Genomic DNA, 12,004 nt, shown 5'->3' with positions numbered 1-12,004 from the left:
GACCATGACACTCATATTTCGTATTGTTGTACTCTGCGTGGCGCTGCTGGCGCTGCCTGCATGGGCGGCTGACATCGTCGTCATCGGCAACAGCAATGTGCCGAAGATGGATACGCTGACCGTACAAAAAATCTATACCGGAAAATTCATTGCGGTGGCCGGGGTCAGCGTCACGCCGGTGGCGATGAAGCAGGGCTCGCTGGTGCGCACCCGGTTCCTGCACGAATTTCTCGATCAGGACGACGAAAAATACGACGCCTACTGGACCGTGCGGCGCTACATCGGCAAGGGCACGCCGCCTGCCGAAATGGCGACTGCGGCCGATGTCATCAGCTACGTGCAGGGTACGCCGGGCGGCATCGGCTACATCGACGCGGTCGACCTCCGGCCGGGACTCAATGTGGTGGCGCGCAAATAGGGCCGCGTTGCACCCCGTACCGGCATGGCAGAATGAGGCCCCGACATTGACCTGGCCTGCACGATGCCCATTCACGTTTTCACTTACGGTTCGCTGATGTTTCCCGAAGTCTGGCAGCGCGTGGTGCGCGGCACCTATGTGTCGCAGCCGGCCCGCATTGACGGTCACCAGCGCTATGCAGTCAGCGGTGACACCTACCCCGGCATCGTGATCGAGGCCGGCGGCAGCGTGACCGGGCTGATCTATCGCGATATCGATGCGGCCGACCTGGCGGCACTCGACCATTTCGAAGGCGACGGCTATCACCGCATCGGCGTGCAGGCGACCACCGGCGACGGTGAGTTGATCGCGGTGCAGACCTATCTGTTTCGCGATCCTGCGGGCTTGTCCGGCCAGTCCTGGCTGCCGCACGAGTTTCAGCTGCAACGCTTTCTTGGCAGCTACTGCCGCGACAAGTTAGGCAGCTGACAGTGGCGTCGGTATAATCGGTTTCCGTCTTCTCCGCCCCCGCACACACTCATGCTCGCTCTCCAGAAACAACGCGTCGTCGCCCTTTTCAATTCCGCCCTGGCCTCCCTGATTGCCGGTACGGACCTGCAGCCGACGGTGGTCCTCGAGCGTCCGCGCGACCCTGCCCACGGCGATGTGTCCTGCAATATTGCGATGCAGCTGGCCAAGCCACTGAAAAAAAATCCGCGCGAACTGGCGCAGCAACTGGTCGCTGCGCTGCTGGCCGACCCGGCCCGCACCGGTCTGGTCGATGCGGTCGAGATCGCCGGACCGGGTTTCATCAACCTGCGCCTGGCGCTGGCAGCACGGCAGGAAGTCGTGCACACGGTGCTGCAGGAAGCCGCCGGTTACGGTCGTGGCACGCTCGGCACCGGCCGTAAAGTCCTGCTCGAATTTGTCTCCGCCAACCCGACCGGTCCGCTGCATGTCGGCCATGGTCGTCAGGCCGCACTGGGCGATGCGCTCTCGGCGCTGTTCGCCGTGCAGGGCTACGACGTCATGCGCGAGTTCTACTACAACGACGCCGGCGTGCAGATCGCCACGCTGGCGGCGTCGGTCCAGGCCCGTGCGCGCGGCTTCAAACCGGGCGACGCCGACTGGCCGGAACCGGCCTACAACGGCGACTACATCGGTGACATCGCACGCGACTTTTTGGCCGGAAACACCGTCTCGGCGGCTGACTGCGCACCCGTGGTCGCCAGCGGCGATGTCGATGACCTTGAATCGATCCGCCAGTTTGGCGTCGCGTATTTGCGGCGCGAACAGGACCTCGATTTGCAGGCCTTCGGCGTGAAGTTCGACAACTACTATCTCGAATCCTCGCTGTACGGCGACGGCAAGGTCCATGCCGCCGTCGATGCGCTGATCAAGGCCGGCAAGACCTATGAACTCGATGGCGCGCTGTGGTTGCGCACCACCGATTATGGCGACGACAAGGATCGCGTCATGAAAAAATCCGACGGTACTTACACGTACTTCGTGCCGGACGTGGCCTATCACATCGTCAAATGGCAGCGCGGTTTCGGCAACGCCATCAACATCCAGGGCAGCGATCACCATGGCACCATCGCCCGCGTGCGGGCCGGCCTGCAAGCCGTCGACCTCGGCATCCCGAAAGGCTATCCCGACTACGTGCTGCACAAGATGGTCACGGTCATGAAGGATGGCGAAGAGGTCAAGATTTCCAAGCGCGCCGGGTCGTATGTGACCTTGCGCGACCTGATCGAATGGTCCAGCGGCGAGGTCGAGGTAGTCACCGACACGGACGCCGCGAACGATGCGCCACGTGACCTGACCCGCGGCCGCGATGCCGTGCGGTTTTTCCTGATCTCGCGCAAGGCCGATACCGAATTCATTTTCGATGTCGATCTCGCACGGGCCCAGTCCGATGAAAATCCGGTCTACTACGTCCAGTACGCGCATGCCCGGATCTGCTCGGTGCTGGCGCAATGGGGCGGCGATGAAAGCGTGCTCGATGGCGTCGACCTGTCGCCGCTGACGGCCCCGCGCGAAGCGTCGCTGCTGGCGCGTCTGGCCGATTATCCGGAAGCGCTCGAGCATGCACTGGAAGAACTCGGCCCGCATCAGGTGGCGTTTTATTTGCGCGACCTGGCCGGCGAACTGCACAGTTATTACAATGCCGAACGCGTACTGGTCGACGATATGCCAACCCGCATGGCGCGCCTGGCCCTGCTGCTGGCCACGCGCCAGGTATTGCGTAACGGTCTGTCACTGATCGGCGTTTCTGCACCCATGAGGATGTAACCTGACTAGCATGCAAAAACATTCCAACCCGCACCGTCATCCCTCCCTTTTCCGGCAAGCCGGCGGCACGCTGCTCGGCTTGATCATCGGCCTGATCGTCGGACTCGGCATTGCTGTCGCCGTCGCCATGACCATCAACAAGACCACGCTGCCGTTTCTCAACAAGACCGGCAAGCCGGACCGGGCTGAGCTGACTCCCGGTCAGGTCAGCGACCCGAACAAGCCGATGTACGGCAACAAGGCCGCCGCCAGGGAAGCCGCGCGCGAGCTGGCCAACCCGCCCGTGGCCGAACCGGTTCCGCCAAACAGCGCTGATCCACAAGCCGAAAAGAATGCGGCGGCCAAGGAAGCCAGCCTGCCGGGTGCGGCTGAAAAATCGCGCATGACCGACGCGCCCAAGCCTGCAGAAGCCAAGACCGAAGTCGACGACAAGTGGACTTATTTTCTGCAGGCAGGTGCTTTCCGTGAACAGGCGGATGCCGAAAGCGCGCGCGCCAAACTGGCACTACTTGGTGTTGAAGCCCGTATTACCGAAAGGCTGAGCGACAATGGGACTTTTTACCGGGTCCGTATCGGCCCGTTCAGCCAGCTCGACACCATGAACCGCGCCCGCAGCAAGCTCACCGATAGCGGTGTCGATGTGGCTGTCGTACGTTCCCCCAAAACCCCTTGAGGAGTTGTATGCGTTTAATCCGATTCATTCCCCGTTTGCTGGCCACGCTTGGCCTTGGCCTTGGTCTTACCATGGCCAGTGCGATCGCCAGTCCGGCAGCACCCCAAAGCGGCGCTGAATACCGCACGCTGGAGCGCGCCCAGCCGACCGATAGCGGCAACAAGATCGAAGTCACTGAATTTTTCTGGTACTCATGCCCGCACTGTTTCGTGTTCGAGCCGACGCTGGCCGAATGGGTCAAGAAGCAAGGCGACAAGATCGAGTTCAAGCGCGTACCGATCAATTTCCGCGAATCGTTCATTCCGCAGCAAAAGCTGTATTACGCGCTCGAAGCCATGGGCAAATCCGAAGAAATGCAGCGCAAGATTTTCAATGCCATCCACGTTGAACGTCAGGCTATCGATACCGATGCAAGCATTCTTGATTTCGTCGGCAAGCAAGGCATCGACAAGCAGAAATTTACCGCGACCTACAATTCGTTCGGCATGCAGAGCAAGGTCAAGCGCGCCCTGGTTTTGCAGGAAGCCTACAAAATTGACGGCGTACCCACCATCGCCATCGATGGCAAGTACATCACTTCGCCATCGATCGTCGGTACCGCGATGGGCGGACGCCAGCCCGAGCCGGTGCTCGCTGCGTCGACCGTGCAAGTGATGGATGCGCTGGTGGCCAAGGCCCTGGCCGAGCGCGCCGCAAAAAAATAAACCGCACGTTAGCGTGTCCGGTCCGGCCCGCAGCTCGTAAGAGCGCGGGCTTTTTTTTGGACTGCGGCATGGCGCCGGCGTCAACAGGAGACAAGCATGGAAATGGAAAACAGCACCCGTGATGCGATGGGCGTCGTGCATCCGGTGGTCGATGCCGCGCAGCCGCCGCGCATCGTGTCGCTGGTGCCGTCGGTGACCGAATTGCTGTGTGAGCTCGGGCTGGCACCGTGGATCGTCGGGCGTACCGGTTTTTGCATCCACCCGGCGGAACTGGTGCGGGACATACCGAAGGTCGGGGGCACCAAGGATGTCAACATCGGCAAGCTACGTGCGCTGGCACCGACTCATCTGATCGTCAACATCGACGAAAACGAAAAACCGACGGTCGACACGCTGGCCGGCTTCGTGCCTCACGTGATCGTCACCCATCCGCTCGGACCGCATGACAACCTGGCCTTGTATCGATTGCTGGGGACGATTTTCGGTCGTAGCGAAACTGCCGAAGACCTTTGCACGCAATTCAATTGCGCCATCGCGGCGCTGGGCCGGGGGCGGCCTCAGCGGGTGCTGTATTGCATCTGGAAGGATCCGTGGATGACGGTGTCGCGCGATACCTACATTGCGCGCATGCTCGAGCGCATTGGCTGGCAGCAGTGGGTGGCGACGCCCGAAACGGATGGCGCGCGGTATCCGGTGTTCTCGTGGTCAGATCAACTGGTCCGCGACATCGATCTGGTGCTGCTGTCGAGCGAACCTTATCGTTTCACTGACGCGCATGTCGATAGTCTGGAACAGCAGATCGGCAAGCCGGTATTGCTGGTCGATGGCGAGATGCTGTCATGGTACGGCAGTCGCGCCATCGCCGGCATGCGTTACCTGGATCAGCTGCGGCAACAGGCCTGATCCGGCAACAGGATCGTCAGGCCGGGCGGTTGATGCGTACCAGCAGGCGGACGATTTCGCGCGCAATGGCACGGTGTGTTTCATCGAGCCGCTGCAAATCGGCAATCAGCTTGACGTCGGCCGATTCAAAGCGCGCGCTCGGGTCGGCGGTTTCGCCGTTGACCGTTTCGCCGCCACCGAAGCGCAGCCACTCGGCAGGTACGCCAAGCCACTGTGCCAGCGTACGCAGTTTTTCCTGCGTCGGAATCGCTTCACCGCCCAGCCATTTGCGGGCTGCATGCACGGTGATCGGTCCGCCGGTAAAACGCACATTGAATTCGCGGGCAAGTTGCGTCGGGCTGTCCGGTGAGTAATCGGCATTGCGCAACGCGAGCTGCAAGCGCTCACTAAAGTCTTCTCGTTCGATAGATGCTTTCATTAACGCGAGCTATTCCATGTCAGTCGTTTCAGTCAGTCTCTGCGGTGCAGGAACATGTTGTGGCTGAAAACTAGGGTTTTCGGGCCCGAATGACTGTCGCCTGTCGGGTTGCTTCTTGTCTTGTACGAAGACAAAGTATAAATAGATTCCGGCGCATAGCCTGCGGATTTTAGGTGCGCAAGTATAGCAGCGCAAGTAATTGCAAGTGCGCTATGTTCGTTACCGAACATAGAATAAAGAATAAGTGAGAGTTTTCAAAAAGAAAGTGTTGCATTGATAACGAGTATGAAACGCCAGGGGCGGCTACCTGAAGTCTGGCCGGAATATCATTTGACACCACCAAAGGTTTACCTGAAAAACCGGCTGAGAGTAATGCGATAATCGTGGACTACTGATAATCCTGATCAACAGTTCGTTTTAGCGGAAGTCGGACTGAGATAAGCAATGCCAGACTCGTGTTGTTTCCCATGAATTCACGTCGCCAACGGACCCTCCCATTTTGGTCAGCCCAGAGCAAGTCAATACAAGCACCAACGTCAATCGCCTGCTGGCTGGCCTGACCCGGCGTGACCGCGAACAAGTCCTGGCGGGTTGCACCCGCGTCGTGCTCTCTGGCGGCATGATCCTGGTCGAGGCGGGCGAGGCGATGGCCCAGGTGTATTTTCCTATCGATTGCACGATTTGCCTGACGACGCCGACTGAAACCGGTATCCAGCTGGGCGTTAGCCTGATCGGGTACGAGGGCATGCTCGGTACCACGCTCTCCACGGGTATCGCGATGCTGCAGGTGCGGGCCTCGGTCCAGGAGGGTGGCGGTGCCTGGCGCATCAGCCGCAACAAATTCATGTTGCTGCTGGCAACGCTGCCGCTCTTGCGGCGTCGCGTTTTCAGCTACCTGCACCTGAGCCTTGATTACCTGATCCGCAAATCAGTCTGCTGCCAGTTTCATTTGCTGGAAGCGCGCCTGGCCTATTGGCTGCTGATGGTGCACGACCGGGTTGACGAGGATGCGTTCGAACTGACGCATCAAATGCTGGCTGACTTGCTCGGCGTGCGCCGCGTTGGTATCACGCTGGCAGCGCGCGCGCTACAGTCGCGCGGGCTGATCAGTTACCGGCGCGGCACCATCACGATACTTGACCGCGAAGGTGTCATCGCTGCGGCCTGCACCTGCTACGGCGTGACTGAAGCCGCTTACGAACGCTTGCTCGGCTAGCTGGTTGCCGTCCTCACAAAACGCATTACACCATTCGCGCCGGATATCCGCCGCACGGTCCCGTCAAACCACAGCAAATGCAAATGCGCCAGCGCTTCACCCAGCGCAAAGGTCAGCTGATGCGCGTCCAGCGCACGCGGAAACATCACCGGCACGATGCTGGCCGCCGATTGTGGCGTGACGCAGGCATCGCGCACCTCGGCCAGTCGCGCGGCATGATGGTCATTGAGCTGGCCGATACGCACATGCAAACCGCGGAACGGTTTGCCATGCGACGGCAGCACCAGCACGCTGGCTGGCAGGCCGGCGTATTTCGCCAGCGAATCCAGAAATTGCCGCACCGGATTGGCTTCCGGCTCGATCGCAAACACCGACACATTGGTCGATATGCGCGGCAGCACCATATCGCCGGCGATCAGCACATCGCGCGTCGAGCAGTACAGCGATGCATGTTCGGGCGAGTGGCCGAAGCCGGTAATGACGCGCCATGGATGGCCGCCTATCGTCACGTCATGGCCATCCTGCAGCCGCACATACGACGCCGGCATGCCCGGCACCAGCATCGGGTAATAGCTTTTGCGCTCAGCCAGTGTGGCCAGCAGCGCGGCATCGGTCAGGCCGTGGCGCTGGAAATGCGGCAGCGCTGCAGTGCCGTCGACACCCGGCAGGCTGGCCGCCATCATCCGCGCAAAACCGTATTCGCCCGCAGTCATCCAGAGCGGTGCCTGCCAGCGTGTGCAGAGCCAGTCGGCCAGGCCGACATGGTCCGGATGGCAGTGCGTGGCAATGACACGCCGGATCGGCAGCCCGCGCAAACCTTGCGTGAAAATGGTTTCCCAAGCTGCGCGCGTGGCATCGTTGGCGACGCCGCAATCGATCGCCGTCCAGCCTGCGATTGGCCCGTGTTCGCTATCGAACATATCCTCCAGCAGCCACAAATTAATATGGTTAAGCGCAAACGGCAAACCCATGCGCAACCACATCACGCCGGGTGCGACTTCAAGCAGACTGGCATCGGCGGGCAGGGTGTCGCCGAACGGATAATCGAGCTGGGCTTCGAGCAGATTCATGGTGGACTTTTCGGTGAGGGTGATGCACAGGCGGGACGTCTGCGCCTACAATGCTTGACGTTAACGTAAAGCTGATTCTAAACGAATGTCTACCTACACCATCACCGAACTGTCCCGCGAATTCGACATCACGCCGCGGGCGATCCGTTTCTACGAAGACCAGGGTTTGCTCAGCCCGAGCCGCGAAGGTGCCAGCGGACGGGTGCGGGTCTACAGCGCCCGCGAACGCACCCGCCTCAAGCTCACGCTGCGCGGTAAACGCCTCGGCCTGACGCTGTCCGAAATCAAGAGCCTGGTCGACATGTACGAATCGCCGCGCGACACCATCGCGCAAATGAAGCACTTCATGGAAGTGCTCGGTCAGCACCGGCTGACACTCGAAATGCAGCGCGAAGACATCGATGTCACGCTGGCTGAAATCAGCGCGCACGAAGCGCAGTGTCGCAAAGTGCTCGATGGTCGCGCGACCAAAAAAGCCGCTGTCAAGACAGTCTCACGGACCAAGTCCGTTTAATGCAATTGACGTTTACGTTAACGTCAATTGAAGATATGATTCCGTAGCTCATTTTTAACCGGTTCCGATAACCCGAGGATGCCATGCTCCACCTGCCCGGCTTGACGTTTGACCACGGCGACGACATCGCCGCCCTGCGCGACACCATCTCCCAATTCGCTGCCGCCGAGATCGCCCCGCGCGCCGGCGAGATCGATCGCACCGACCAGTTTCCGATGGACCTGTGGCGCAAGATGGGCGACCTTGGTGTCCTCGGCATCACGGTCGGCGAAGAATACGGCGGCACCGGCATGGGCTACCTCGCCCACATCATCGCGATGGAAGAAATCTCGCGCGCCTCGGCCTCGGTCGGTCTGTCGTACGGTGCGCATTCGAACCTGTGCGTGAACCAGATCAAGCGCAACGGCAGCGCCGAACAGAAAGCCAAATATTTGCCCAAGCTGGTCAGCGGCGAATACATCGGTGCACTCGCGATGTCGGAACCGAACGCCGGCTCCGACGTCGTCAGCATGAAGTTACGCGCCGACTGGAAGGGCGACCGCTGGGTTCTCAATGGCACCAAGATGTGGATCACCAATGGTCCCGATGCCGACGTGCTGGTGGTCTACGCCAAGAACGACCTGGAAGCCGGCGCGCGTGGCATGACCGCCTTCCTGATCGAAAAAGACTTCAAGGGATTTAGCGTTGCGCAAAAACTCGACAAGCTCGGCATGCGCGGATCGCATACCGGCGAACTGGTGTTCCGCGATTGCGAAGTACCGGCCGAGAACGTGCTTGGTGGCCTGGGCAAGGGCGTCAATGTGCTGATGTCGGGGCTGGATTACGAACGCGCCGTGCTGTCCGGCGGGCCGCTCGGGATCATGCAGGCTTGCATGGATGTGGTGGTGCCGTACGTGCACGATCGCAAGCAGTTCGGCCAGCCGATCGGCGAATTCCAGCTAATGCAGGGCAAGCTGGCGGATATGTATTCGACGATGATGGCGTGCAAGGCGTATGTGTATGCGGTTGGTCAGGCGTGTGATCGGGCTGGTTCTCCGGAGGCGGTGCGGGCTTTGCGCAAGGATGCGGCGGGGGCGATTTTGTATTCGGCCGAGAAGGCGACGTGGATGGCCGGCGAGACGATTCAGGCGCTGGGCGGGAACGGGTATATCAACGAGTATCCGGCGGGGCGCTTGTGGCGGGATGCGAAGTTGTATGAGATCGGGGCGGGCACTAGCGAGATCCGGCGGATGTTGATTGGGCGTGAGTTGTTTAACGAGACGCGGTAGGGGTCTCGCTGATGATGTTGTTTGGGACGCCTCTGTTCGCTTTTTCCTGCGGTCGTAAACTCCCGTCGGGAGCAACCAGGGTCAGAGTTTTTTTTCGCAGGCTTCATCGCGAAAATTACTCTGACCCTGCTTGCGGGTTGCGGAGCGCGTGCCAGCCAATTTCCGTGCTGAGGTGGCTTGATTGGTCTCTGCTCCGTCATGACCTAGCCGGGAGCGGCCCGGCAGCCGGTCCCTTCTTTTTGCTTCGCCAAAGAGAAGTAACCAAGAAAAAGGCGACCGCGAGACTGCTGCCCTTCGGGTTCCCAAAAGCCGGAGCCAGTCAGGGGGAGTGCCGCAAACTCGCTTCCCTTGCAGGGCGCAGATTCGCTTGCAAGCGAATCCCGTTACGCAGGCGGATCGCATGCGATCCGAAACCCCTGCTCCACGTCAGACAGTGCGGCCCTCTTATCCCCTGCCTGACTCCGACTTTTGGCAGCTATCTCAATGCGGGGCAGGTCAACAGCAACGTCAACGTCAACGTCAACGACAACGACAACGTCAACGTCAACGTCAACGTCAACGTCAACGTCAACGTCAACGTCAAAACCGGTTCGGTCTTCGTCCACCGCGCTCCAACCGTTCGCCCTGAGTCTCTCGAACGGAACCCCACCCTCACTCCCACCGGCGCTACACTAGCCCCCCTGGCTTGCGCCCCCCGGAGTCTGACATGACCGTTGCCTTCCCCAAGCTGCTCTCTTCGCAGATCGCTTTCGATATTGCCCGCACCATCCTCGATGGCTTCGACAAGCATTACCGCTTGTTCCGCGCCACCAGCCATGATGCGAAGCGGCATTTCGAGCAGAGTGCGTGGCAGTCGCAGCAATCCTGCCTGCGCGAGCGCATTGCGTTCTACGACAAGCGGGTCGGCGAGTGCGTTACCGTGCTCGAAGACGAGTACGAAGGCGAGGAGCTCACCGACGCGGTCTGGCGTGAGGTCAAGCTGCACTACATCGGTTTGCTGACCGATCACAAGCAACCTGAGCTGGCCGAAACCTTCTTCAATACGGTCTGCTGCAAAATCCTGCACCGGGCGTATTTTCATAACGATTTTATTTTTGTGCGGCCCGTGATTTCGACCGAATACATCGAAACCAATGATCCGGCACCGACCTACCGCGTGTATTACCCGGCCACCGATGGCCTGCACCAGACCATCCGGCGCATCGTGCTGGATTTCGGATTGGCTTGCCCGTTCACCGATCTCGACCGCGATGTCAGCCTGGTCGAACAGCGGCTCAAGGAAATGTTCGGCACAGAAAAGGCCGAACCGAACCGCCAGATCCAGGTGCTGGCCAGCCTGTTCTTCCGCAACAAGGGTGCCTACATCGTCGGCAAAGGCATCAACGGCAATCGCGAAACCCCGTTCGTCGTGCCCATCCTGCACAACCGCAAGGGCAAGCTGGTGCTCGACACCGTGCTGTTCGATCCGGCCCTGATCACGGTGCTGTTTTCATTCACGCGGGCCTACTTCATGGTCGACATGGAAGTGCCGTCCGGCTATGTCCAGTTCATCCGCTCGCTGCTGCCGAAAAAACCGCGCAGCGAAATTTACACAATGCTGGGCCTGCAAAAACACGGCAAGTCGCTGTTCTACCGCGACTACCTGCACCACTTGCGGCACTCGTCGGACCGCATCGAAATCGCGCCCGGCATCAAGGGACTGGTGATGGTGGTGTTTGCGCTGCCGTCGTTTCCGTACGTGTTCAAGGTGATCAAGGATGCGTTCCCGCCGCCAAAAGAAACTACTCCCGCGCTGGTGCGCGAAAAGTACGTGCTGGTCAAGAACCATGACCGCGTCGGCCGCATGGCCGATACGCTCGAATACTCGAACGTCGCGTTCCCGCGCGCGCGCTTCGATGACGAGTTGCTGGCCGAGCTGAAACTGGTCGCGCCGTCGCTGGTCGAAGAAGAAGACGGCCAGGTCATCATCCGCCACCTGTACATTGAACGCCGCATGATTCCGCTCAATATCTGGCTGTCGAATGCCGAAAAAGAAGGCAACGAAGCCGCCGTCGAACATGGCGTGCTGGAGTACGGCAACGCGATCAAGGAACTGGTCCGCGCCAACATCTTCCCGGGCGATATGCTCTATAAAAACTTCGGCGTCACCAAGCACGGCCGCGTCGTGTTCTACGACTACGATGAAATCGAATACATCACCGATTGCGTGTTCCGCACCATCCCGCTACCACGCAACGAAGAAGATGAAATGTCGGCCGAGCCGTGGTATCCGATCGGCCGCCACGACGTCTTCCCGGAACAGTTCGGCACCTTCCTGCTGGGCAATCCGACGGTCCGCAAATACTTCATGAAGCACCACGCCGACCTGCTCGATGCGGCCTACTGGCAAGGCTACAAGCAGCGCATCCTCGACGGCTATTTCGACGATGTGTTTCCGTATCCGCAGGAATGCCGCTTCAGCTACAAACCGGATCAGGCCACACCGCATTCAAGCAAGCCGTCTCAAGCCATCCCCGCAGCATCCGCTGCCTGCACAGGAGAATGAA

Annotated in this window: 12 protein-coding genes; 10 read left to right on the top strand and 2 right to left on the bottom strand. The window is 60.1% G+C overall.

From position 1 onward, the window contains the following. Window positions 1–4 precede the first annotated feature (4 nt). The 6 genes from RHM62_RS01160 (at window position 5) to RHM62_RS01135 (ending at window position 4,972) form a co-directional block, all read left to right on the top strand. On the top strand, window positions 5–418 hold the full coding sequence (locus tag RHM62_RS01160) for a hypothetical protein (RefSeq protein ID WP_322123763.1): 414 nt from the start codon (window positions 5–7) through the stop codon (window positions 416–418). 63 nt (window positions 419–481) lie between these two features. Further along, window positions 482–886, top strand: a complete 405-nt coding sequence (locus RHM62_RS01155) for a gamma-glutamylcyclotransferase family protein (RefSeq protein ID WP_322123762.1) — start codon at window positions 482–484, stop codon at window positions 884–886. A 51-nt stretch (window positions 887–937) separates the two neighbouring features. Beyond that, window positions 938–2,692 carry an arginine--tRNA ligase gene (gene argS, locus RHM62_RS01150; protein ID WP_322123761.1) on the top strand — a complete coding sequence of 585 codons (1,755 nt, stop codon included), beginning with the start codon at window positions 938–940 and terminating at the stop codon, window positions 2,690–2,692. Between the two features lie 10 nt (window positions 2,693–2,702). Beyond that, window positions 2,703–3,365 carry an SPOR domain-containing protein gene (locus RHM62_RS01145; protein WP_322123760.1) on the top strand — a complete coding sequence of 221 codons (663 nt, stop codon included), beginning with the start codon at window positions 2,703–2,705 and terminating at the stop codon, window positions 3,363–3,365. Between the two features lie 8 nt (window positions 3,366–3,373). Next, window positions 3,374–4,069 (top strand): thiol:disulfide interchange protein DsbA/DsbL, encoded by a 696-nt coding sequence (locus RHM62_RS01140; protein ID WP_322123759.1) that lies wholly within the window; start codon window positions 3,374–3,376, stop codon window positions 4,067–4,069. 96 nt (window positions 4,070–4,165) lie between these two features. Continuing rightward, window positions 4,166–4,972, top strand: a complete 807-nt coding sequence (locus tag RHM62_RS01135; RefSeq protein WP_322123758.1) for a helical backbone metal receptor — start codon at window positions 4,166–4,168, stop codon at window positions 4,970–4,972. A gap of 16 nt (window positions 4,973–4,988) precedes the next feature. Here the strand turns inward: RHM62_RS01135 and RHM62_RS01130 are convergent, their stop codons facing one another. Then, the gene (locus RHM62_RS01130) at window positions 4,989–5,390 is read right to left on the bottom strand and encodes a hypothetical protein (protein WP_009664555.1); all 402 of its coding nucleotides are present in this window, start codon (window positions 5,388–5,390) and stop codon (window positions 4,989–4,991) included. 499 nt (window positions 5,391–5,889) lie between these two features. Here RHM62_RS01130 and RHM62_RS01125 point away from each other — a divergent pair, with 499 nt between their 5' ends. Continuing rightward, window positions 5,890–6,606 (top strand): Crp/Fnr family transcriptional regulator, encoded by a 717-nt coding sequence (locus tag RHM62_RS01125; protein ID WP_322123757.1) that lies wholly within the window; start codon window positions 5,890–5,892, stop codon window positions 6,604–6,606. Here RHM62_RS01125 and RHM62_RS01120 read toward each other — a convergent pair. Then, the gene (locus RHM62_RS01120) at window positions 6,603–7,676 is read right to left on the bottom strand and encodes an MBL fold metallo-hydrolase (protein WP_322123756.1); all 1,074 of its coding nucleotides are present in this window, start codon (window positions 7,674–7,676) and stop codon (window positions 6,603–6,605) included. The two genes, RHM62_RS01125 and RHM62_RS01120, sit on opposite strands and share 4 nt — an antisense overlap. An 85-nt stretch (window positions 7,677–7,761) precedes the next feature. On the opposite strand from RHM62_RS01120, the gene RHM62_RS01115 reads away from it, so the two are divergent. From RHM62_RS01115 to aceK, 3 genes are all read left to right on the top strand, one after another. Then, entirely contained in the window at window positions 7,762–8,190 is a 429-nt protein-coding gene (locus RHM62_RS01115) for a MerR family DNA-binding transcriptional regulator (RefSeq protein WP_322123755.1), read from the top strand. A gap of 83 nt (window positions 8,191–8,273) precedes the next feature. Beyond that, complete coding sequence (locus RHM62_RS01110; protein ID WP_322123754.1) at window positions 8,274–9,458, top strand: isovaleryl-CoA dehydrogenase; 1,185 nt, start codon at window positions 8,274–8,276, stop codon at window positions 9,456–9,458. Window positions 9,459–10,164: 706 nt separating this feature from the next. Beyond that, a complete protein-coding gene (gene aceK, locus RHM62_RS01105; protein WP_322123753.1) occupies window positions 10,165–12,003 on the top strand; it encodes a bifunctional isocitrate dehydrogenase kinase/phosphatase in 1,839 nt (612 codons plus the stop codon). Window position 12,004 lies beyond the last annotated feature (1 nt).

Origin of the sequence: Actimicrobium sp. CCC2.4, assembly GCF_034347385.1 — a bacterium.
Classification (GTDB): domain Bacteria; phylum Pseudomonadota; class Gammaproteobacteria; order Burkholderiales; family Burkholderiaceae_D; genus Actimicrobium.
The sequence above is the reverse complement of the archived record's forward strand: the minus strand, read 5'-3'. Positions and strand labels throughout refer to the sequence as shown.

What these genes read in the sequence shown, in the direction of transcription:
- RHM62_RS01160 (WP_322123763.1), top strand. Translation starts at nt 5, where the DNA reads ATGACACTCATATTTCGTATTGTTGTACTCTGCGTGGCGCTGCTGGCG.
- RHM62_RS01155 (WP_322123762.1), top strand. Translation starts at nt 482, where the DNA reads ATGCCCATTCACGTTTTCACTTACGGTTCGCTGATGTTTCCCGAAGTC.
- argS (WP_322123761.1), top strand. Translation starts at nt 938, where the DNA reads ATGCTCGCTCTCCAGAAACAACGCGTCGTCGCCCTTTTCAATTCCGCC.
- RHM62_RS01145 (WP_322123760.1), top strand. Translation starts at nt 2,703, where the DNA reads ATGCAAAAACATTCCAACCCGCACCGTCATCCCTCCCTTTTCCGGCAA.
- RHM62_RS01140 (WP_322123759.1), top strand. Translation starts at nt 3,374, where the DNA reads ATGCGTTTAATCCGATTCATTCCCCGTTTGCTGGCCACGCTTGGCCTT.
- RHM62_RS01135 (WP_322123758.1), top strand. Translation starts at nt 4,166, where the DNA reads ATGGAAATGGAAAACAGCACCCGTGATGCGATGGGCGTCGTGCATCCG.
- RHM62_RS01130 (WP_009664555.1), bottom strand. Translation starts at nt 5,390, where the DNA reads ATGAAAGCATCTATCGAACGAGAAGACTTTAGTGAGCGCTTGCAGCTC.
- RHM62_RS01120 (WP_322123756.1), bottom strand. Translation starts at nt 7,676, where the DNA reads ATGAATCTGCTCGAAGCCCAGCTCGATTATCCGTTCGGCGACACCCTG.
- RHM62_RS01115 (WP_322123755.1), top strand. Translation starts at nt 7,762, where the DNA reads ATGTCTACCTACACCATCACCGAACTGTCCCGCGAATTCGACATCACG.
- RHM62_RS01110 (WP_322123754.1), top strand. Translation starts at nt 8,274, where the DNA reads ATGCTCCACCTGCCCGGCTTGACGTTTGACCACGGCGACGACATCGCC.
- aceK (WP_322123753.1), top strand. Translation starts at nt 10,165, where the DNA reads ATGACCGTTGCCTTCCCCAAGCTGCTCTCTTCGCAGATCGCTTTCGAT.